We start from the raw sequence: 21227 nt of genomic DNA on the forward strand, positions 1-21227 counted from the left end.
GTTAGTAACCGAGTGTTCGATCGACAAGACCGATCGGGTTTCGTCCAGCGCGGTGGCGCCGGATGTTCTCTATGACCGATTGTGCCGCCGTATGCGGTTGGGTCACGGATGCGATATGCGGCGTGATGATCACCTTCGGATGGGACCAGAGTAGATGGCCGTCCGGCAGCGGCTCGGGATCGGTGACGTCAAGCATGGCGGCTGCAAGGTGCCCGCTGTCGAGCGCCTCGATGAGTGCGCCCTGGTCAAGCTGCGGGCCGCGGCCGACGTGGAGCAGCCTCGCTCCAGCTGGCAAAAGCGAGAAGAGCCTTGCGTTCAGGATGCCGCTTGTTTGCTCCGTCAGGGGAAGAAGACAGACGAGGATATTCGTTCCTCGCAGGAAGTTGCCAAGCTGGGCGTCCCCATGAAAGCAGGTGACTCCCTCGACAGTTTTTTCGCTGCGGCTCCACGCGGCGATGGGAAACTGGAACGGCTTCAGGCGGTCGATTGCAGCTTGCGCCAGCATGCCAAGCCCCAGGAAGCCAATACGCCGATCGGTCGCCTGGGACGTTGGAAGCGCTTGCCAAACGCCCCTTCTCTGCTGCCCTTGGTAGGCCAGCATCTCGCGATGCAGCGTCAGCACACCAAGGACGACGTATTCCTGCATCATGCGTATGATGCCATCCTCGACCATGCGCACGAGCTTCACGTGGCCAGGTATGGTCTCCGGATTGAACTGATCGACGCCGGCGCCGATGGAAAAGAGCAGCTCCAGATTACAAAAGCGCGAGACATCGTCTGGCACGTTCCAGGTCAGCAGGTACCGTATCTTTTCCGGATCGATAGCTTCGCTGCAATGGTAAAATTCCAGGTCAGGGAGCTCACACGCAAAAGCCTCCCGGAAGACTGCGCCCCTGGCAGCATCAGAATTGAAAAGAAATGCCATCGATGCACGTCTCCGCCTCGCTCGGTATGTCGACGACGTCGGGAAAAGCGACTAGCCTTGCAAGACTTTCGCGGGGATTCACGGCGATCCGGTCTGCCTCCACGATTTTTGCCGAACACCGAGAGGATAGCCGCGAGCCGGAGCTTTCCCTGCCGAATTACGTTGCAAGACAGGCCGAAGATTTCGAAAAGAGGGCCCAAACAGGGGAAACCTGCTGGCTTTCCGTGCGATAGTGGGCGAAATAAGCCCGCTACCCTGGCGGAAAAGAAAAGGCGCGATGTGCGAAAGATTGGCATCCCGCGAAGGAACGGACGAGTCGAGATGGGACGAACGGTACGTGTGAAGTCCTTTGAGCTGGCCGCGAAGGACATCAACGACGTTGATGTGACGCTGCTCCACGCACTCTCAACCGGGGTTGGCTGGCCGCATCGACCCAAGGATTGGGATTTTTTGCGCCGCGCAGGTCACGGCATCGTAGCCGTTGATGGCATAGGACGCGTCTTCGGCAGCGCGATGTGGTTCCCATATGGCCGCGAATTCGCGACCATTGGCCTGGTGATCACATCGCCCCGAACCCAGGCGCAGGGTACCGGCCGTTGGCTCATGGAGCAGGTGTTCGAGCGGTGTGGCGACCGGACTCTAAGCCTCAATTCGACCGATGCCGCGTACCATCTGTATCTTTCCCTGGGCTTCACGAAGGAAGCCACCGTCTATCAGTGGCAGGGAGAGGCCGTGTCACCACCTCCGCCAGTGCCGGCGCTCGACGGCGAATTGAGCCCGCTCACCGGGAATATCCAAGAGATCACAGCACTGGATGAACGCGCGTTCGGGACCAGTCGTCAGAGGCTGCTTGCATTGCTTTCTGAAGGTGCGTCAATCTGCGTCCTGCGTCGTGGCGGTGAGACCGTCGGTTATTCCATGAAGCGCGAATTCGGGCGCGGTCATGTGATCGGCCCTATCGTCGCCAGCAATGATTGTGACGCGATCCATCTTACGGCCGTGCATCTCAAGGATCTCGCCGGAAAGTTCGCCCGCGTTGATACGCGGGAGCAGACGGGTCTGTTTGCGGATTTTCTTCAACAGAGCCGCCTCGGAATGAACGATACAGTCACTACCATGTCCAAGGGACGGCGATTCCTGAACCGAAAGGGAAACGAGCCGTGGGTTTACGGGCTGGCCGGTCACGCGTTGAGCTGAGGCTGTGAAGCGAACTGCTAACAGTCCAGCTCGTGCTTCACGGGAGGGACAGAGCGAGAGGGAGAACACGTCCCGCCCAAAATAGCGGATCTATCCAGATGCTCCTCGAAGCGTGGCGCTCGCCTTCCCGGACGACTGGTCGAGGCAGGCCGCGGCCCCGCTCCTAGTTATGCGCCAAAGCGGTGCTGCTAGGTCGATCCGTCCTCTACGGATTTGCCGCAAGGGGCTGTGGCATCCAAGGCCCTGGCTATCCTTTTCGAAGAGATCGACAGAACGCTGGCGCTCATCGGCTGTCCCGCAGCTTCTCGATCGAACGAGTTATTCATCGCACCGTCTGCGCTCTTGCCGATTACGCAGAGCCGCTCGAGCACGTCCGTTTTCCTCGCCAGAGTGTCCTAATCTACGACGCTCATGTAATCCGCCTGTACTGCGCGACCCTCGCGCTGTATCTCATGCTGCGAATGTGCAGTGAGGGACAGAGCCAAACGGGTGTGTGACTTAGTCTCGCCCACAGAGAGGGTCGATCAAGCCAAGCTTCCAACCGAAACGTCCGTTCTGCGCGAGGTCTGGCCAAGTCTTTGAAAAACTTGGTGGGCGCACCAGGGCTCGAACCTGGGACCCGCTGATTAAGAGACACGCTCCTGGCCTTGATTTCTCAAGAGAATTTCCAACTGAGCCAATATCCGATCATTGGAGATCAATGGCTTACAGCGAAACATCCAACTGCAAAGGCGCATGGACGCCAGAGCGCCTCCTTGCCAAAGATGGACTGGCGGCGCTTCTGAATGGACGAAGCGACCCGGCACAAGGCTGGTCATAATGGCATTGGACCGGACTGGCTGCGGCTGAGCCAGCGCTGGGTCGGGAACGGCTGCAATTGCCAGCGTCGAGCTGCCGCGCCCCACACGCCGTTGGGCATGAACAGCATGATCAGGATGGCGAGCGTGCCGAGCACGACGAGATAGAGACTGCCATACTGGGCGAGATAGGTGACGAGCCCCCACAGCAGGAGCACGCCGACCATCGGACCTTCGATGGTGCGTACCCCGCCGATCACGACGATGAAGATGACATAGGCGGTCCAGTCGGTGACGCTGAAGGCCGCATCAGGCGAAATACGCGCCTTCTGCAAATAAACCACGGCCCCGATCATGCCGGTGGCGAAGGCGACCGCGATCCACAGCACGTGGCGAGTCCGCGCGGTGCGGACGCCGACGCTGCGCGCCGCCGCTGCGTTGTCACGGCTTGCAGCCAGCGCAAGGCCGTGGTGCGAGCGCATGAAGGCGTAGATGCCGAGCGTGACCAGCACGACGAGCAGCAGTGCCAGCCAGTAGACCAGCACGTCACGCGCGGCCGCCGGGCGCAGGCCAAGCAGCGCCTGCACCGCCTTCAGCCCGACCATCTGCGACAGCTCGCTCGGCGAGATCGACATCCCGGTGCCGCCGCCGAGCGACTTGAACTGGGCGCAGATCAGCCGCAGCGCTTCGGCAGCGACCCAGCTGCCGATCGCGAAATATGGCCCCTCCAACCGGAACAGCAGCGGCCCGAGCACCGCCGCGACCAGCGCCGCGAACAGTCCGGCCAGCGGGATCGCCGCAACCGGATCGAGCCCGGCCATCACGATGCCGGCAAACAGCGCATAGGCGCCGAGCCCGACAAACGCCTGCTGCCCGACCGATACCAGCCCGCCCCACCCGGCCAGCACGTTCCAGAGCTGTGCCAAGGTCAGCATGGTGAAGACGAAGATCAGATCCTGGATCAGGTTGCGCGAGGCGATCGCTGGCAGCGCGGCCAGCGCCACGATCAGCGCGATGCCGGCCACGGCCGCGACGCGCGACAGCCGTGTGCCGACCCGAACCTGCCACACCGGCGCGTCCACCGGGCGCGGCTCGCGGCTTGCCGGAATATGGATGCTTTCGACGCTCATGTCCGCCCCGCCGGGAACAGCCCGCGCGGCCGCACCATCAGCACGGCGAGGAAAGCGAGATGGCCGGCCAGGATCTGCCATTCCGGATTGATCCGCCCTCCGATCGCCTGCGCCAGCCCGAGCACGATGCCGCCCGCCAGCGTCCCCCACAGGCTGCCGAGCCCGCCGATGATCACCGCCTCGAATGCGTAGAGCAGCCGCGCCGGTCCGATCGACGGATCGAAGCTGGCGCGGATACCGATCACGACAGCTGCGATCACCGACACTGCGAGCGACAGTCCGACCGCGATGGCGTAGACATTGCGCTCGTTGACGCCCATCAACTGCGCGATCGCCGGATTATCCGCAGTGGCGCGGAAGGCGCGGCCGAGCGAGGTGCGATAGAAGATGAGCTGGAGCAGCGCGACGGCGGCAACTGCCGTCACCAACGCGGCCAGCGGCGCCAGCCCGACGCTCAACCCGGGGGCGACCGCCACCGATGAGGATTCGAAGGCGCCTGCCTGCAGCCGGCGGCTGTCGGCGCCGTAGCCGAGCAGCAGTCCGTTCTGGATCACGACCGACAGGCCGAAGGTGACGAGCAGCGGCGGCAGGATGTCGTCGCCGAGCACCCGCTCCAGCACCAGCCGCTGCAGCACGAAGCCGAGCACGAACATGGTGATGACGACCAGCAGGGATGCGGCCGCAAGCGGCAGACCGAGCGCGGTGGTGGTGCTGAGCACCAGATAGGCGGCAAGCAGGATCAGATCGCCATGCGCCAGATTGACCAGGCGCATGATGCCGAAGATCAGCGACAAGCCGAGCGCGAACAGCGCGTAGACGCCGCCGAGCAGCACGCCTTCGATGATGGTGTCGAACCCGCTCATCGCTCCCTCATGCTCCGAAATAGGCCGCGCGGATCGTGTCCTTGTCGACATCCCCTGGCCGTCCGCTCAGCGTCACCCGTCCCTCCTGCAAACAGTAGAAGCGATCCGAAGCCCGCAATACGCGGGCGATGTCCTGCTCGACCAGCACGACGGCGGTACCGCCGGAGCGGATCTTCGGCAGCATGCGGTAGATGTCCTCCACCACGATCGGCGCGAGGCCGAGGCTGATCTCGTCGCACAGCAGGATCTGTGGGTTGGACATCAGCGCGCGGCCGATCGCCACCATCTGCTGCTGCCCACCCGACAGCGCGGTGACGGCGCCGCGCCGCCGCTCCTTCAGCACCGGAAACATGCGGTAGACCGCGGCGAGATCCCACGGCGCGCTGCGTTCGCCGCCATAGGCGCCGATCAAGAGGTTCTCCTCGACGCTGAGCGAGGGAAACAGCTGGCGGCCCTCCGGCACCAACGCGAGGCCGAGCCGGACGATGCTGGCAGCGGACGCATCGCCGATCGCCCGTCCCCCGAGGCGGATCGCATCGGGACGGTTCTTCACCAGCCCCGCCAGCGATTTCAGCATGGTCGACTTGCCGGCGCCGTTGGCGCCGATCACAGCGACCGCCTCGCCCTCATTCAGCTCGAAGTCGATGCCGAACAGCGCCTGGAAGTCGCCGTAGAACGCATCGAGCGCCGTGACATCGAGCAGCGCGGTCATGCCGGCACGCCCATATAGATGGTCTCAATCTCGCGCGAGCGCATTACCTCCACTGGTGCGCCCTGGGCGACGACCTTGCCAAAGTTCAAGACGACCAGCCGCTGCACCACCGCGAGCAGCGCATGCACCACGTGCTCGATCCAGATGATGCCGACGCCTTCGGCGTGGATGGTGCGGATGGTCTCGACCAACTCGTGGCATTCGGCATCGGTGAGGCCGCCCGCGATCTCGTCGAGCAACAGCGTGCGCGGCCGGGTGGCGAGCGCCCGCGCCAGTTCGAGCCGCTTGCGATCGAGCAGCGGCAGGCTGCCCGCGAGCCGATTGGCCTTGGCTTCGAGGCCGGTCAGATCGAGCATGCGGCCGCAATGCTGGATCGCATCCGCCTCCGATAGGCCGCCGCCGAACAGCGCGGCGACCGCAAGGTTCTCGAACACCGAGAGATGGTCGAACGGTTGCGGGATCTGGAACGAGCGCCCAATGCCGGCGCGACAGCGTGCCTCGGGCGAGAGACCCGTGATGTCGGCGCCATCGAGAACGATGCGGCCGGCATCAGGCCGCAGCAGCCCGGTGATCAGGTTGAACAGGGTCGATTTGCCGGCGCCGTTCGGCCCGATCACGCCCAGCGCCTCGCCGGAGGACAGCGTCAGGTCGATCGCCTCGGCAACGACGATGGCGCCGAACCGTTTCGAGATGGCATGAAGTTCGAGCATGGTCGCCCATATCTAGTTTCGGCGGAGAGGAGATGCGCAGCAACGCCACGCATCTTCCGCCTTCGATGAGCAGCTGGGTTGCGCTAACTCAGCGCCTGCATGTCGCCGCCGAGCGGAATCTGCGGCGCCAGCTTGTTGTCCGTGATCACCATGTTGTACTTGTCGCCGCTGAGCCGCCACTGGCCGCCGACCAGCGGCGTCTTTGCGATGTTCTTCGCTGCAAACGGCGGCACCGCGCTGGAGCCGAAGGCGACCTGGCCCACGATCGTGTCGAGCTTGGTGGCGCCGATCGCCTTCGCGAGCGCCGCGCCATCCGCTGGGTCGCCGGAGCGCTTGATGGCGTCGACCGCGACCTCGAACAGCGAATGCACGAAGCCGATCGGCTGGGTCCATTGCTTGCCGGAGGCTTGCTCATATCCCTTGGCCAGATCGGCGGCGCTGACGCCGCTGAGGCTCGATTTGTAGGGATGCGTCGGCGTCCACCACACCTCGGTTGAGATGTTGTTGCCGCCCTTGCCTAGCGCCTGCACCGACGCCGGGAACAGCAGCGCCTTGGCGACCGACACGACTTTCGGCTTCAGCCCTTTCTGTCGCGCTTGGTTCCAGAACGTGGTGAAGTCGGGCGGGATGATCACGCCGGTGACGATCTCGGCATCGGCACCACGAAACGCCGCGATCTGCGAGCTGAAATCGTCGGTGAGGTTCTGGAAGCGGCCGGGATCGGTGAGCTTGAAACCCTGCTTGGCCAATACGGGCGGGAAGCCGATGGTGGTGTCGCCCCAGGCGTTGCCGTCGGCATCGTTGGGGAACAGCGCGCCGACCGACTTGTTGGTCGCGACCTGGCTCCACATGCTGGTGAAGACGCCGATCACGTCCTCCAGCCCCCAGAAATAGTGGAAGGTGTATTCGAACGGCTTCCAGCTCTTGGGATCGCCCGGATTGGCCTGCCGGCCGATGAAGTTGGTCTGCCACGGCGCCACGCTGGAGATGCACGGCACCTGCTCGAGTTCGCACTGCGTCGCTACCGGATTGTTGGTCTCTGGCGTGGCGCCGACCACGATCAGCCCGACATTGTCACGCGTGATCAGCTCTTTTGCCACTTCAGCGGCGCGGTTCGGATTTGACTGGCTGTCCTTGGTCACCACCTCGACCGAGTAGGTCTGTGATCCGACCTTGACGCCATCCTTGATGAACTTCCTGAACTCGCCGAGCACGAAGTCGTCAGCTTCGGCAAAGGCCGCCAGCGGACCGCTCTTCGGCGAGACATAACCGATCTTGATCGGCTTGCTCGCCGCCCGCACCGCCGGCGCGAACAAAGTCGTCGAGCCTGCGGCGGCGAGCCCACCGGCGATGCCCTGCAGCACACGGCGGCGATCGAAAGATTTTATGTTCAATAGGTCCTTGGTCATTTTCCCCTCCCTTGAGGCACGCCGGTTTTTCAGGCCGGCTGCCGTTCATTCCGTTCTGGAACATTATCCGCGCAGCGTCGCATCACGCGGCGGCGACGGACTTCGCCTGCGCCTTCGCGCTACGGCCGAGGATCTGGCCGAACACGTCGAGCAGCACGTCGGGGGCATTCACTGCCGCCTCTCTGGCGCGCCAGGCGACGTACATGTCGGGCCGCACCAGCACGCAGCCGTCCTCGTCGACTTCGCTCTGGCGATACCAATCGGCATAGATGTCGAGCGCATCGCAGCCTTGCGGGCCGATGGTGACGACATCGACCGGTAGGCCGTAGGCCTTCTCGACTGCGGCAGAAGCCGCCTTCCAGCCATCGCCCCCGATCCCGGTGAGCAGCGTGAAACGGCCCTTGCCGACAAGATCGAGCGTCGATTTGCGCTGACCCTGATGCTCGACCCAGACATGAGGCAAGTGCGCGCCGGGCCAGGTGGTGGCCTGATAATAAAGTTCGTGATCGCGGCTGAAGGCCGGCATCGGCGTGCCGTCGGACACCACGGCGCTCGAGCCATAGCGCTGGTTCATCTCGACGCCGTGGCAGTTGAACTCGTAGCTCTTGATGGCGATGGCCTCATTGAGCTTCTTGCGGCGCGCCTTGCCCTCGGTGGTCGGCGCCTTGCGCGCGGCGATCGCCTTGCGCGCCTCAGTCGGATCGGTCGAGGCGACAAGTCCCACCGCCTCGAAGATCGGCGGGAACTCGCCGATGCTCTTGTTGGCGCGGGTCACGATCTGCTTGCCGACCGGCTGACGCTCGGCCGAGTAGGTCTCGAGCAGCGACGGCGCCGCATGGCCCTCGAGCACCAGCTTCAGCTTCCAGCACAAATTATAGGAGTCCTGGATCGAGGTGTTGGAGCCGAGGCCGTTGCTCGGCGGATGGCGGTGCACGGCATCGCCGGCGCAGAACACGCGGCCGACCGCATAGTGGCCGGCATACATCTCGTTCACGGTCCAGGTCGAGGTCGAGCGAACCTTGACCTCCAGCGTCTCGTCGCCGACGAGATTGCGCACGATCGAGATCGCCTCGTCATTGCTGAGCTTGCGCTCGCCCTGCTCGATGTCGTAGCCCCAGATGATCAGCCATTCGTTCCAGGGCCGCACCATGCGGATCAGGCCGGCGCCGATGCCGCCGATCTGCGCGCCCGGCTGCAGCACCCAATAGAGTACACTCGGCCTGTGCGCGACGTATTTGCTCAAGTCCGCCTGCACGATGATGTTCATGCTGCCGGCGCGGCCCATCTGCCCCTCCATCGGCAGCCCGATCACCTCGGCAACACGGCTGCGGCCGCCATCGGCGCCGATCAGATACTTCGCGCGGATCTGGTAGGTCTCGCCGGATAGCCGGTCCTTCACCGTTGCGGTGACGCCGTCGGCATCCTGCACCAGGTCGATAAACTCGGTGTTGAGGCACAGCGAAGTGCCGCGCTGGCCGGCGGCCTCGATCAGGATCGGCTCGAGCAAATTCTGCGGCAGGTCGCAGATCCGGGTCGGGCTGGCGAGATCGTAATCCGCCTTGCGCGAGGGATGATTGCCCCAGGAATAGAGTCGGCCGAACTCCTCGCCGGCAAGGCTTTCGCAGAACACGTTGTTGGCCATCAGATGCTGCGGCACCGCCTGCGCCACCGCCTTGTCCTCGAGGCCGAGATCGCGCAGCACCTCCATCGCACGCTGGTTGGTGATGTGGGCGCGCGGCGTGTCAGCCAGCCAGCCATATTTCGTCACCAAGATGTGCTTGACGCCGTACGTGCCGAGCAGCGCCGCCGCCGTCGCGCCGGCCGGGCCGCTGCCGACGACAAGCACGTCGGTCTCGATCGGTTTACTGGTCATCATTCTCTCCTTCGTCGTGTTGTCGGTTGCGATCGTCATTCCGTGGCCATCATCGGCCGGGGCACCAGCCCTGCGCCGGGCTTCATCTGGAAGTCGTAGGTCATCAGGTGCCACGGGCCGGAGACCCGCTCGCCGTTCGGCAGCGCTGCTTCGTTGCGCGGCTCGACGCACGCGATGAGCTCGTCCTTGACGCCGAACACCACGTCGCTGCGCAGGTATTGGTCGCCATCGAGGAAGACGTGGGTGATCAGCGGCTCGTAGCCTTCGGCCTTGACCAGGAAGTGCACATGCGCGGGGCGCATCGGATGACGCTGCGTGGCGGTGATGAGATCGCCGACCGGGCCGTCGGTCGGGATCGGATAGCTGCACGGCAAGATCGTGCGGAACGAGAAGCGGCCGTCGGTATCGGTGACGAAGCGCGCGCGCAGCGACGGACCGTGGGTCGCGTAATCGGCCTTCTGCGAATCGTAGAAGCCGTCGTCGTCGGCATGCCAGACGTCGATCTCGGCACCGGCGAGCGGCTTGCCGGCGAGGTCGGTGACGCGGCTTTGCACGAACATCACTTCACCGTCGATACCCTCGGAGATATCGCCACCGTGCGGCGTAACGCGGTGCTCGCCGACATAGAACGGGCCGAGCACCGTGGTCTCGGTCGCGCCCTCGCGCTCGCGGTGATTGACGGCGTCGACCAGCATCGAGACGCCGAGCACGTCGGAGAGCAGGATGAACTCCTGGCGCAGCGGCGTGCAGGTCTGGCCGGTGCGGGTCAGGAACTCGATCGCCTGATTCCACTCCTCGAAGGTGAGGTCGGTGCGGCGCACCAGATCGTGCAGCGATTTCACCGTCTCCTCGATGAGGAACTTCAGCCGCTCGTTCGGCGTGTTGGCGAAGCTGCGAACCACCTCGTCAGTGAGGTTATGCTCATTGAAATTGGCCATCGTGTTGTCCTTGATCCCTGAGGTTCAATCCTGCGCGGGCACATCGCCGCGCCAAGCTGCCGCGATCAATTGCTCGATCGGGGCGCGATCAATCGGTCTGGGATTGGCAAATGGGTTGCGCACTGCCATCTCCGCGGCGCGCGCGATGCCGTCCTCGGGCATTCCGATGTCGGCGATCGCGCGCGGCAGCGCGAGCTGCCGGGCAAGGTCAAACAGGCCCTGCGGAGCACTGGCGCTGTGCAGCGCCCGCGCGACGCGAGTCATGGCCTCAGGCGCGGCGGCGGCATTATAAGCGGCGGCGTGCGGCAGCACGATCGCGTGAGTTTCGGCATGCGGCAGGTTGAACATGCCGCCCAGCACGTGGCAGAGCTTGTGGTGCAGCGACATGCCGACTGCGCCGAGGCAGACGCCGCACAGCCAGGCGCCATAGAGCGCATCGCGACGGGCGCCGGGATCGGCGGGCGCCACCATGATGCGCGGCAGCGCGCGGGCGAGCGCGGCGATCCCATCCTCCGCCATCAGCGAGGTCAGAGGATTGGCGTCGGGCGCATAAAGCGCCTCGACGGCGTGGGCGATCGCGTTCAGGCCGCTGGCGGCGGAGATGTGCGGCGGCAGGCTGACGGTGAGATCGACATCGTAGATGACGGTATCAGGCACCAGATCCTGGGATTGCTGCGTGGTCTTGATGCCATTGCTGGTCTCGCCAAGAATCGGCGTCATCTCGGAGCCCGCGTAGGTGGTCGGCATCGCGATATGCGGCAACCCCGTGCGCAGCGAGAGCGCCTTGCCGAGCCCGACCGTCGAGCCGCCGCCGATTGCGACCAGCCCGTCGATGTCGCGGGACTCCACAATCCGAAGCGCTTCGTTGGTGACTTCAACCGGCGTATGCATGCGTGCGCCGGAAACAGCCCAGCAAGCCTGTCGCCAAGGCCTGCACTGAGCCGGCGCCCCAGATCATGCTGCTCGCTTGTGGTCAGCACAAAGGCCCGCTTGATGCCGAGGCGCGCCGCCTCCTCGCCGAGTTGCGCCGAGGTGCCGGTACCGAACAGGACACGATATTGCTGCGAGCAATAGGCAAACGCGCCCTTGCCGGCATCGCCGGCCGTCGCAACGGACGCGCCTCCGGCATCGGCCAGCGCGATGCTCATGGCAATCCTCCCAAGCCGGCGAACCGGCGATCTCATGTTGTTGGGAGGAAGCTAGGGGTGGGCTGGCGCGGGGGGCCTGCACGAAACCGAAGAAAATCTGCACAAAACCGGAAAAATAATGCAGGGCCGGATCGGGCCTTCAACCGCCGCGGCTGCGATCAGCAAACCTAGTGGCTGTGTCGGTATCGTCCGGGTGTTATGCCAGTAAAGCGGCGGAACATCCGCGTGAAATGCTCTTGATGGGAGAAGCCACAAGCCAGCGCGATCTCGGCCAGACTTAGGGTCTCGTCGGCAAGCAGCGCCCGGGCGCGCTCTATGCGCAAATTGAGCACGTATTGATAAGGCGAGACGCCGCTGGTCGCCTTGAAAAGCCGCACGAAATACTCGGTGCTGCGGCCGCACAGCTCCGCCAACTGGTCGAGGCGGATATCGCTATCGATATTGGCATCAACGAATTCGCGAATGCGTGCCATCTGCCTAGCACTGAGCAGGTTCGGATGCTTGCCGGCCTCCACGCTCGGCTTGTGGAAGTTGATTGCCACGAAACGGTTGGCGATCGCCTGCGCGATCGGATCGACGAAGAGCGACGAGGCCGGCAGACCACCAGTGATGGTATCACCGATCGCCGAGGCAAGATGCTCCAGCACAGCGTCCTGATCGCCGAGCATCGGCGCGAGGCCGCCGATCACGCGGGGCGACCCGTCACGGCCGGCGAAAAGGTCGGAGCGCAGATAGATATGGGTTGATTCCAGCGGTGCGCGCAGGAGCACGTGGCATGCATGGCCCGCCGGCAGGAAGAAAACCCCACCGCGCGGGATGTGCCGGGCAACCGACTTGCCCTCCATCACATACGTGATGTCGACCGGGCCGCCCCGATGTAGCACCATCAGATTGTCGGACAGTGCGTGGAAGTGCCCCTCAAACGGCCGTTCGCGCTGGACCGAGGCAAATGCGGACGACCAGCCGAGCCCTTCGCTCGAGCCGCGGAATTCGGCCTGGAAGCGGTTCAGGATCCCGTGCGTCTCCTGCACCCCAAAATTCGACGTCGCCTGCATCGGACAGACCAAGGGCTCGAAGCTTCGGTGCCGCGGAGTAAAACCCAATGGCCCTCGATTTTCAATATGATCGCTCCCGTCGTTTGCTGCAGCGCAACGGCAACACCCGCGGACCAACCTGCCTCGACATCATTGCATGCGGTTCGATATCGACGCTACTTGGTCGAGAGCACCTCGCCGAACCGCTCCCACTGCTTGCCGGTGAAGCGCATGAACTGCAGCTGCTCGACCGGCAGATGGTCGCTCTCACCGGTATTGACCTTGATGCCGGGCAGGAGCATCGGCAATTCCAGATCTTTGATCGACAGCGCCTGCCGCAGGATGTTCTCGCGACTGAGGTCGTTGCCCGCCGCCTTGAGCACGTGCTCGAGCGCCATGCCGTTGTTGTAACTGTTGACGTAGTTGGCATCGCGGATGTCGCCGTCAGGCACGTATTTGGCCATGAAGTCGCGCCACCCCTTCACGCCGGGATCGTCCGCCCAGGCCGGATCGAGCGGATCCTTGACATAGGCGCTCGAGATGATGCCCGTGCCGGCGTCGAGCCCGGCGGGCTCCATCACCGAGGACATCCATACCGACACATTGGTCAGGAACATCATCGGACGCCAGTTGATCTCGTAAGTCTTGCGGATCGCCTGCGCAGCGAATTTCGGGGCCGCGGCGATCACGAGCGCATCCGCACCGGTCGATTTGAGCTTCACGATCTGGGAATCGATCGTCGGCTCGGTCGTCTCGTAGGCCGCCGCCGTGACTGCCGTCTCGTAGCGACTGCCGAGCACGTCCTTGAGCCCGGCGAGGTAGTCGCGTCCGAAATCGTCGTTCTGCGCCAGCACCGCGAACGTCGCGTCGGGTTTCTTTTGCAGGACATAGCGCGCATACAGGCGGGCCTCGTTCCGGAACGGCGCCATCACGCCCATCAGCGCCAGGGGAAACTGCGCCGGGTCGCCGAACTTCGAGGCGCCCGTGGCGACGAACAGCTGGGGTACCTTTTTGCCCTGCAGATATTTGGCGATCGCCGTGTTGTGCGCGGTCCCCATGGTCGAGAAGATGAACGAAACCTCGTCGCTCTCGATGAGCCGGCGCGTCTGCTCTACGGTCTTGGGGGGCACGTAGCTGTCGTCGAGCGAGAGCAGGTTGACCTTGCGGCCGTTGACGCCGCCGCGGTCGTTGACCATCTTGAAGTATGCAACCTCGCCCTTGCCGAGGATGCCGAAGGCGGACACTGGACCGCTATAGGGCATGGTCTGTCCGATGCGGATCTCGGTGGCGGTGATACCTTGCTGGTCTTCGGCTACGGCTGGCGCAGCGAGAACGGACCAGACCACGTACAGCCCTGCAGCTGCGATTGCGCTTCGCATCGACACCTCCCTGATAGGCCGCGCTGAGAGCGGCTGTTTGTCCGGAGGATTGCTTCCCCCGTTTCTTGCGACGTCTTTCGAACTTACTCGGCTGCGTGCGGGCATCCAACGGAGATCGGCGTCCTCCTCGATCGCCAGACCGAAGTTCTAACCAATGCTTGCAGCCAAGCGCTTGGCCTCCGTCGTCGCTTGCCGGCGCATCGCTTCGAACTGTTGCCGTTTCGGATCGATATCTCGATCGGTGGGGAACGACTGAAGTATCTCTGCGAACGATTCTGCGACTTCGTCTTTGAATTCGCCGTGCGGAAGAATGTATGGCTCGTTCCCGACGATTCCTTCGACCACTCTTTCGCCTACGGCGAGAGGATCCATTCCGGCTTCCAACGGCGAAGCGCCGGCCGCGAACGGGCCGCCCGCCGGTTGAGCAGAACCGGACGTGTTGAGGTGAAGCGTCGTGTCGACGAGATTGCTGCGAACCAGGCCGGGACAAAGCAGCGAAACGCCGATGTTGTGCGGTCCGAGCGCCATTCGCAACGACTCCGTCAGGCCGCGCACCGCGAATTTGGATGTCGAGTAGATACCGCCGGGATTTGGAAGAGCGAGGATGCCGGCCATCGAGGAGGTGTTGACGATGTGACCCCCTTCTCCATGCGCTCGAATCCGTGGAACGAACGTCGCGACGCCGTTGACGACGCCCCCGACGTTGATGTTCATCACAAAATCCCAATCCGCGAAGCTCGCGTCTTCCATAGCCACCATGCTCGATACGCCTGCATTGTTGCAGAGTATGTGGACCTTGCCGAATACCTTCTCGGTCTCCGTCGCGGCCCGTGCCATTGACTCGCGGTCGGTAACGTCCAGACGGATCAGATGGTAGTTCTTGTTGGAGCGATCGAGGGCGGAAGCCGCCGCATCGAGATGCGATTGACGGACGTCCGCGATAACGACCTTCACCCCATGTCGCAGGAACGCGCGGGCCACTCCGAACCCGATCCCACTCGCGCCTCCCGTGATGAACGCGACCTTGTCTTCGATATCTTTCATTTGATGGTGCTCCTGATCCTTGCGCACGCCCCTCGACGTCATCGCGCCTTCTCGAGCATGAGCGATGCCTTTTGGCGTCGCTCCACGCATGCGCCATGCCACCAGCGTCTCGGGCCGCACCAGGACAGCATTCGCCGCCGATTCAAGCGGACCTCTTTCCAAGACTCACACCGCCATCAATCGGAATTTGCGCACCGGTAATGTAGCTCGACGCGGGGGACGCTAGGAAAAGAGCTAATCCCTTCAGGTCGTCAGCGTCTCCAAGGCGGCCGATCGGGACCGTGGCTCCTATTGAATTCTGGACCTCGGGTTGCTTTAGCCACCCACCTCCTATGTTTGTGACGATGAACCCGGGCGCGACTGCGTTCACGCGGATTTTGTGTGGGGCCAGTTCGAGAGCAGCGTTGCGCGCCAGATGTGCTGCTCCCGCTTTCGCGGCCATGTAGGCCGCCCCTATCATCCCCTCATTCAAGTAGGCGGCGATCGACGTTGTGACCACGATGCTCCCGCCTCCTCCGCCTCGTTTCATATGGCGCGCGGCAGCGCGAATGGTGGCGAAGATGCCATTGAGATGAATCTCGATCGTTCTGTTCCACCGCTCGTCCTCGTAGTTTTCGATAGCACCTGCCTCGGACGGGCTGCCGTCCGGATTGGAAAAGCCAATTCCGGGGTCGATGCCCGCGTTGGCAAAAACGACGTCGAGGCGTCCGTATTCTGCTGCGACTTCTGCGAAGACCTGATCGACTGCCTTGCGATCAGTCACATCAAGCTTGTGACCTCGAACGTCCAAACCTCTCGCGGAGAGCCGGTCCACCTGTTTGCCCAGGGAGATCGAGTCCACATCAAGGATCGCCACCCGTGCACCGCTATCGGCCAGTGCTTCGACAAAAGCGAGACCGGTGCCACTGGCGCCGCCCGTGACAATCGCGCCATATCCCTTGACAGAGAACCTCTCGATCATCATCAGCGACCGCCCTCATCGAACAGCCCAGGCCATCCCCGGGGATGTCTAGCTGTCGCAAGCCAATGCGAGGTCGCCTCGCCAGCATTGGACAATGCCATGCGCGTCTCCCCCAAGAATTCCGCGTCGCGCTTGCGAAGCGTTTGTTGAAGCCAAGCTAGGAGAAGCAGCACACCGCCGCCTGCACAAATCGATCCGGGTTGCAAAAAACTGACACAAACTACATGTCGCAATGCAGCATTATCGTCTCCTCAGTTCATCCGCGTCGATGGGGTGGACCGAGCTAGCGCACGGCGGCAGTGCCATTCCCGTCCCTACACCCGCTGCAGGTTCAGGTGCTCCGCGAACCTGACGAAGTATTCGAAGCTCGCCGGGTTCGCCATGGAATCCGGGCTCGCCACCTTTTCGGCAGAAGTGCCAAGCAGCAGCTTGCGCACCGGAAGCTCCATCTTCTTGCCGGTCAGGGTGCGTGGGATCTCCTCGACCTGGAAGATCTCGCTCGGCACGTGGCGAGCGGAGCCGTAGGTGCGGATCTGTGTGGCGATCCTCGCCTTGAGCTCATCCGTGAGCATGAGCCCCGGCTGCAGCACGACGAAGAGCGGCATGTAGGATTCTCGCCCGAGATACTCGAGGTCGACAACCAGACTGTCGCGGATTTCTGCGATGTCCTCGACAACACGGTAGATCTCCGCGGTTCCAATACGGATGCCGAACCGGTTGATTGTGGTGTCGGAGCGACCGTAGATCTGGCTGGTCCCGGCGGCTGAAAAACGGATCCAGTCGCCCTGTCGCCAGCGGCCGGGAAACTGTTCGAAGTAGCTCTCCCGGTAGCGTCGGCCGCCCTCATCGTTCCAGAAGAAAACCGGCATCGACGGCATCGGCTTGACGATGACGAGCTCGCCGACCTCGTCGAGACCGGTTCACCCGCCTCGTTGAAGGCGAATGCTGCGACGCCCAGTTCACGGCATTGGATTTCTCCGGGATGGACCGGCAGCACAGGACTGCAGCTCACGAAGCCCGAAGCTATGTCGGTGCCGCCGCTGATCGACGCAAGCCAAAGATCTGATTTGATCGCGTCGTAGACCCACCGATAGGCCTCGGCTGGCAGCGGTGACCCTGTCGAGCTGATCGACCGCAGCTTCTCCAGCGCGACGAATTCCCGAGGGCGCAAGCCGTCCTTCATGCAGTTGGTGAGAAACGCGGCGCCGCAGCCGAAATGCGTAACGCCGTACGCATCCAGCAATTTCCAGATCGCCCGATTGTCCGGCCAGGCCGGATTGCCGTCGTACAGCACGATCGAAGCACCTGTCAGCAGCGCGCCGACCTGCAGGTTCCACACGATCCATCCTGTGCTTGCCAGGAACATCAGGCGTTCGCTGGGACGCAGGTCGTGCTGGAGCGACATGGTTTTGAGATGGGTCAGGACGATGCCGCCGTGGCCGTGGACTATCCCCTTCGGCAAGCCCGTCGTTCCCGACGAATAGACGATCCAGAGCGGGTGCGAGAACGGCACGCGATCGAACTGCAATTCGGCATCGCCGCTGACGGCATCTCCCCAGCTCATCAGGTTGCGCCATCGGACCGGTCGCTCCGCCGCAAGCGGGCCGGGCACATGAATGATGTGCCCGACGCTCGGAAGCCCTTCGCGCAACTCCTCGACGATAGGCGCGCGATCGTGGGTCTTGCCGTTGTAGGTGTAGCTGTCGGCGGCAAACAGAACTTTCGGTTCGATCTGGCCGAAACGATCGAGCACCATGGTTCGCCCCATCTCGGGAGAGCAGCTGGACCAGATCGCACCGATGCTGGCGCATGCCAGAAGCGCAACGACCGTCTCCGGACGATTCGGCAGGTAGGAGGCGACGCGGTCACCCCGCTTGACGCCCAGACGACGCAATGTTGCCGCCAGCGCGGCCGTCTGTTGCCGCAGAGCTTCCCAACTAACCTCCCGGGCCTCGCCCGCTTCACTGAGCACGACGAGCGCAGGCGATTCGGGCCTGGCAGCGCGGAAGACGTGCTCGGCATAGTTCAAGCGGGTATTCGGAAACCAATCGGCGCCGGGCATCGCGTCCGATTGCAGCACGGGGGTCGGGTCACCGTCTGCCCGCACGTCGAAATAGTCCCAGATCGATCCCCAGAAGGTGTTCAAGTCGCTCGTCGACCAGCGCCAGAGGTCCTCGTAGTCTTCGAACTTGCGACCGTGGCGCTCATCAAGCCACCTCATGTAATCCCACAAGCGAGACCCGACGATCTTGTCCTCGAACGGGGTCCACAGCAGCTCCAAGGTCGCAGTTGCTTTCATCGGCAGTCTTTCACTTCGATCTCGTTCAGCCCGAGCTTCCGCCGCGGATCGCTATCAGTCCTCGTGCCCCTCGATCATGACGAATTCGGAGGTGCTGGCTTCGTCGCGAATCTTGGCCGCCGCCTGATACTCGGGTGAGTCGTAGCAGGCCTTGGCTATTGCGTAGCTTTCGAACTCGATGACGACGTGGCGACGCCCTTGAAGTGCGTCGCCGTGCACTTCGCATGCACCGTTTCGGACAAGGAACCGCGCCCCGTACTTCTTCAATGGTGCGGCGTTGGCCGCGATGTAGTCCTTGTAGCGCTCCGGGCTCGTGACGTTGATGTGACCGACCCAATATCCCTTTTTCGCCATCTCGCACTCCTCCTGCGCTAACGGTCTGCTGACAAACCGGACCACCTCACTCGCACCTTCCAGTCGCGGCTTCACCACAAGATGCGGCGGCGCGAAAAATCGAATCTATGTTGGTCGTGACCCTACATGTTCCGAGATCCACCTTTCCAGGAAAGCAGCAATGTCATCGCTGTTCCTTTCTTGCATCATCAGGTGGCCGTTGCCGCGCAGGCCATGGTCTTCGAGCCGCAGATGGACGGCGCGCACGCCGGCTTGGACGAGATAATCGACGGTGCCGTGGTCGTGCATGGACCAGGCCGACGCCTCCGATGTCACGACAGCAACGGGCACCGATGCGAGATTGGGAAGACGCCTCGCCGGCTCTTTCTGAACGAAGCAGTCCGCCAACCCTGGCTTCTGAGCCTTGCGGATTTCGCGCCGCAGTTCAGTTGGACCTTTGATGGGCGGATCGAACGTCATCGGGATCGCAGTGAGTCCGTAAGAGAGGTCGCCCAGCCCCATTGGCAACTGGGCGAAAGGCGGCCCCATTGGCTCGACCGCGACAATGCCTTTCACCAGGTTCGGCCGACTATCTGCCACGAGCCAGCCGAAGGGCGCTCCCATGGAATGGGTGAGCAGGATCGATGGACCGATACGATCCAGCAATTCGGCACCGGCCCGCTGCATCAACTGTTGCGTCTGTGCCAAGAACACGAGGAACGGACCTTGGGTCGCGATGAATTGGTCCAGGGCTGGATCGCCGACGACGCCCGAACCAGGCCACTGATTATGCTTTTGTGCGTTTGGCCAGCTGTTCGGCTGCTTGCCGGGCGCGCTAAACAGCGTCATGGCAAATTCGTAGGTCAGCGGAGGTGTCATGGGACCCAGAGCCTCCGGATGCAGGGGTGAGCGACCGTGCCCCGGGCGGTCGACGACATAGACCGCGTAACCCTGTTTCAGAAAGTAAGTGGCCCATCCCGGCCGTCCATCGGCAGTACCGAGAAAATCCGTTCCCTGCCCCCCACCACCATGCACCATGACGATGGGATATGGATGCCGGATGTGCTCCGGGATCTGATATTGCACGAACATCTGGCCCGCGGCGATGGTGCCATTCGGTGTCTGCTGGCGGACCAGACCGGTCCAGAAGAATCCCTGATCTGCCAGCACCAACGGAGCAGGTTTTGCTTTAGTTTGGGTCACGTCCCCTCCGACTTTCTTCAGAGATCCAGAAAACCGGTCGGCAGCCCGAGATTGCTGCGACCAATGTACTTCGCGAAGGTCATGTACTGGGAGGACATGTGTCCTCGATACATCTGGGCGTCGCCAAAGTATCGAAGCATCCTTGAGCCCTTCCGCGCCGCGGTCGACCCGGCGGTCTGGAACAAGAGTTCGATGGCTTCACAGGCAAGACGTGCACCGGTCTGCAGCATTCCCCAGAGTCGCAAGTTTTCTTCCGCGGAGGCTTGCACACCCGTCTTCGCCCACCGCTGGCAGTAGTCCATGTGCTTGCGCAAACCCTGGAGCAGCACGCCTTCGGCTGCGTCAGTCAACGCTATGGCGCGGCCATAATTGACCTGGAAATCAGTCTCGAAGGCACGCTTGATGAAAGGTGGAACAAATGTGTTCTGCGAGAACAGAATGTCGCGATATTCGTCGATCGCCGCGCGCGCGGCACCGATGATAGGCGATGTCAGGGCCGAGTGATAAGGACCCATGAGAACGCCGAGATACATGGGGTTGCCATGCAATCGCGTTCCGGGTGTGCCGTCGGAGAGGTCCTGCTTTACACCCAGCGCGTCGAAGAACGCAGTCATGTGCTCGGGCACGAAGACATTGTCCATCTTGACGCTGTTCGAGCCGGAGCCGCGCATGCCCAAGGTGCGGTCTCCACCCCAATCGCCCAGAATAGTGTATTGCCCTCGCGGCACAACGAAGTGCAGGATTCGCGGCGGGAACGACGTTTGAAGCAACGTTGCGCCAAGGAAGTGCGTGCTGTGCGGTATTCCCGACGAATATGGCCATACACCATTGATGATATAGCCGCCCTCGACCGGCAGGCACGTGCCCCCGGGGGCAGCCCGGTGCGGTGACGCGAAATGTCCGGATGCACCGAAGATCTCGATCTGTGCAGCTTCCGACCAGTGCGAGGCTATGACGGGCGCATGAGAAGCGGCCAACGTCAAGCACCACCCTGCGGCCGGATGACCGCGCGATATCTCCACCATGACGCGAAAAAATGTTTCGTAATCGAACTCGTAGCCACCAAACATTTTGGGCTGCAGGATCCGATAGAATCCAGCATCGATGAATTTCTGCTGGATCTCGTCCGAAAAGTGTCCCCGCTCGTCGGTCTCGTCTTGCGATTCCCGCAGCAGCGTTCTCATCGAGGCTGCGCGATCGATCAGATCCTGCGGAGTGAGGTGAGGTTCCGGTGCCGGCAGGCTCTTGCGCATGGCCTGAACGTTCATTTCA

The 21227-nt window shown here is 62.9% G+C and carries 18 protein-coding genes and 1 pseudogene; 1 reads left to right on the top strand and 18 read right to left on the bottom strand.

Features of this window, described 5'->3' with window-relative positions:
- Position 1: 1 nt before the first annotated feature.
- Positions 2-925 (bottom strand): glyoxylate/hydroxypyruvate reductase A, encoded by a 924-nt coding sequence (locus I6F16_RS18135; protein WP_036008189.1) that lies wholly within the window; start codon positions 923-925, stop codon positions 2-4.
- Between the two features lie 321 nt (positions 926-1246).
- On the opposite strand from I6F16_RS18135, the gene I6F16_RS18140 reads away from it, so the two are divergent.
- Positions 1247-2122 (top strand): GNAT family N-acetyltransferase, encoded by an 876-nt coding sequence (locus tag I6F16_RS18140; RefSeq protein WP_036008192.1) that lies wholly within the window; start codon positions 1247-1249, stop codon positions 2120-2122.
- Between the two features lie 814 nt (positions 2123-2936).
- Here I6F16_RS18140 and I6F16_RS18145 read toward each other — a convergent pair.
- From I6F16_RS18145 to I6F16_RS18220, 17 genes and pseudogenes are all read right to left on the bottom strand, one after another.
- Entirely contained in the window at positions 2937-4049 is a 1113-nt protein-coding gene (locus I6F16_RS18145; RefSeq protein WP_225173906.1) for a branched-chain amino acid ABC transporter permease, read from the bottom strand.
- Positions 4046-4912: a branched-chain amino acid ABC transporter permease gene (locus I6F16_RS18150; RefSeq protein ID WP_225173907.1), complete on the bottom strand. Its 867-nt coding sequence runs from the start codon at positions 4910-4912 to the stop codon at positions 4046-4048. Before I6F16_RS18150 ends, I6F16_RS18145 begins: the two co-directional genes overlap by 4 nt.
- A 7-nt stretch (positions 4913-4919) precedes the next feature.
- The gene (locus I6F16_RS18155; RefSeq protein WP_225173908.1) at positions 4920-5624 is read right to left on the bottom strand and encodes an ABC transporter ATP-binding protein; all 705 of its coding nucleotides are present in this window, start codon (positions 5622-5624) and stop codon (positions 4920-4922) included.
- On the bottom strand, positions 5621-6334 hold the full coding sequence (locus I6F16_RS18160) for an ABC transporter ATP-binding protein (protein ID WP_225114482.1): 714 nt from the start codon (positions 6332-6334) through the stop codon (positions 5621-5623). Before I6F16_RS18160 ends, I6F16_RS18155 begins: the two co-directional genes overlap by 4 nt.
- A gap of 83 nt (positions 6335-6417) precedes the next feature.
- A complete protein-coding gene (locus tag I6F16_RS18165; protein WP_225114483.1) occupies positions 6418-7743 on the bottom strand; it encodes an ABC transporter substrate-binding protein in 1326 nt (441 codons plus the stop codon).
- 82 nt (positions 7744-7825) lie between these two features.
- Entirely contained in the window at positions 7826-9616 is a 1791-nt protein-coding gene (locus tag I6F16_RS18170) for an FAD-dependent monooxygenase (RefSeq protein WP_225114484.1), read from the bottom strand.
- A 35-nt stretch (positions 9617-9651) separates the two neighbouring features.
- On the bottom strand, positions 9652-10554 hold the full coding sequence (locus I6F16_RS18175; RefSeq protein WP_225114485.1) for an intradiol ring-cleavage dioxygenase: 903 nt from the start codon (positions 10552-10554) through the stop codon (positions 9652-9654).
- A gap of 24 nt (positions 10555-10578) precedes the next feature.
- Positions 10579-11603 (bottom strand): annotated as a pseudogene (locus I6F16_RS18180) (maleylacetate reductase).
- Between the two features lie 266 nt (positions 11604-11869).
- Positions 11870-12757 (bottom strand): AraC family transcriptional regulator, encoded by an 888-nt coding sequence (locus tag I6F16_RS18185; protein ID WP_225114486.1) that lies wholly within the window; start codon positions 12755-12757, stop codon positions 11870-11872.
- 155 nt (positions 12758-12912) lie between these two features.
- A complete protein-coding gene (locus I6F16_RS18190) occupies positions 12913-14115 on the bottom strand; it encodes an ABC transporter substrate-binding protein (protein ID WP_225114487.1) in 1203 nt (400 codons plus the stop codon).
- 147 nt (positions 14116-14262) lie between these two features.
- Positions 14263-15159 (bottom strand): SDR family NAD(P)-dependent oxidoreductase, encoded by an 897-nt coding sequence (locus tag I6F16_RS18195; RefSeq protein WP_225114488.1) that lies wholly within the window; start codon positions 15157-15159, stop codon positions 14263-14265.
- 142 nt (positions 15160-15301) lie between these two features.
- Positions 15302-16123: an SDR family NAD(P)-dependent oxidoreductase gene (locus I6F16_RS18200; protein ID WP_225173909.1), complete on the bottom strand. Its 822-nt coding sequence runs from the start codon at positions 16121-16123 to the stop codon at positions 15302-15304.
- 311 nt (positions 16124-16434) lie between these two features.
- On the bottom strand, positions 16435-16557 hold the full coding sequence (locus I6F16_RS38205; protein ID WP_346656576.1) for a hypothetical protein: 123 nt from the start codon (positions 16555-16557) through the stop codon (positions 16435-16437).
- A gap of 23 nt (positions 16558-16580) precedes the next feature.
- On the bottom strand, positions 16581-18419 hold the full coding sequence (locus tag I6F16_RS18205) for an acetoacetate--CoA ligase (RefSeq protein ID WP_346656578.1): 1839 nt from the start codon (positions 18417-18419) through the stop codon (positions 16581-16583).
- A 54-nt stretch (positions 18420-18473) separates the two neighbouring features.
- On the bottom strand, positions 18474-18773 hold the full coding sequence (locus I6F16_RS18210; RefSeq protein WP_225114491.1) for a DUF1330 domain-containing protein: 300 nt from the start codon (positions 18771-18773) through the stop codon (positions 18474-18476).
- Positions 18774-18878: 105 nt separating this feature from the next.
- Positions 18879-19955, bottom strand: a complete 1077-nt coding sequence (locus tag I6F16_RS18215) for an alpha/beta hydrolase (RefSeq protein WP_225114492.1) — start codon at positions 19953-19955, stop codon at positions 18879-18881.
- Between the two features lie 17 nt (positions 19956-19972).
- The gene (locus I6F16_RS18220; protein ID WP_225114493.1) at positions 19973-21223 is read right to left on the bottom strand and encodes an acyl-CoA dehydrogenase family protein; all 1251 of its coding nucleotides are present in this window, start codon (positions 21221-21223) and stop codon (positions 19973-19975) included.
- Positions 21224-21227 lie beyond the last annotated feature (4 nt).

Origin of the sequence: Bradyrhizobium sp. IC4060 (genome assembly GCF_020193715.1) — a bacterium.
Taxonomy (GTDB): Bacteria; Pseudomonadota; Alphaproteobacteria; order Rhizobiales; family Xanthobacteraceae; genus Bradyrhizobium; species Bradyrhizobium yuanmingense.

Excerpts from the sequence above, each read along its gene's own strand:
- I6F16_RS18210 (WP_225114491.1), bottom strand. The coding sequence starts at position 18,773 with ATGGCGAAAAAGGGATATTGGGTCGGTCACATCAACGTCACGAGCCCG.
- I6F16_RS18165 (WP_225114483.1), bottom strand. The coding sequence starts at position 7,743 with ATGACCAAGGACCTATTGAACATAAAATCTTTCGATCGCCGCCGTGTG.
- I6F16_RS18185 (WP_225114486.1), bottom strand. The coding sequence starts at position 12,757 with ATGCAGGCGACGTCGAATTTTGGGGTGCAGGAGACGCACGGGATCCTG.
- I6F16_RS18160 (WP_225114482.1), bottom strand. The coding sequence starts at position 6,334 with ATGCTCGAACTTCATGCCATCTCGAAACGGTTCGGCGCCATCGTCGTT.
- I6F16_RS18140 (WP_036008192.1), top strand. The coding sequence starts at position 1,247 with ATGGGACGAACGGTACGTGTGAAGTCCTTTGAGCTGGCCGCGAAGGAC.
- I6F16_RS18150 (WP_225173907.1), bottom strand. The coding sequence starts at position 4,912 with ATGAGCGGGTTCGACACCATCATCGAAGGCGTGCTGCTCGGCGGCGTC.
- I6F16_RS18155 (WP_225173908.1), bottom strand. The coding sequence starts at position 5,624 with ATGACCGCGCTGCTCGATGTCACGGCGCTCGATGCGTTCTACGGCGAC.
- I6F16_RS18175 (WP_225114485.1), bottom strand. The coding sequence starts at position 10,554 with ATGGCCAATTTCAATGAGCATAACCTCACTGACGAGGTGGTTCGCAGC.
- I6F16_RS18135 (WP_036008189.1), bottom strand. The coding sequence starts at position 925 with ATGGCATTTCTTTTCAATTCTGATGCTGCCAGGGGCGCAGTCTTCCGG.
- I6F16_RS18205 (WP_346656578.1), bottom strand. The coding sequence starts at position 18,419 with ATGAAAGCAACTGCGACCTTGGAGCTGCTGTGGACCCCGTTCGAGGAC.
- I6F16_RS18190 (WP_225114487.1), bottom strand. The coding sequence starts at position 14,115 with ATGCGAAGCGCAATCGCAGCTGCAGGGCTGTACGTGGTCTGGTCCGTT.
- I6F16_RS18195 (WP_225114488.1), bottom strand. The coding sequence starts at position 15,159 with ATGAAAGATATCGAAGACAAGGTCGCGTTCATCACGGGAGGCGCGAGT.
- I6F16_RS18145 (WP_225173906.1), bottom strand. The coding sequence starts at position 4,049 with ATGAGCGTCGAAAGCATCCATATTCCGGCAAGCCGCGAGCCGCGCCCG.
- I6F16_RS18200 (WP_225173909.1), bottom strand. The coding sequence starts at position 16,123 with ATGATGATCGAGAGGTTCTCTGTCAAGGGATATGGCGCGATTGTCACG.
- I6F16_RS18220 (WP_225114493.1), bottom strand. The coding sequence starts at position 21,223 with ATGAACGTTCAGGCCATGCGCAAGAGCCTGCCGGCACCGGAACCTCAC.
- I6F16_RS18170 (WP_225114484.1), bottom strand. The coding sequence starts at position 9,616 with ATGACCAGTAAACCGATCGAGACCGACGTGCTTGTCGTCGGCAGCGGC.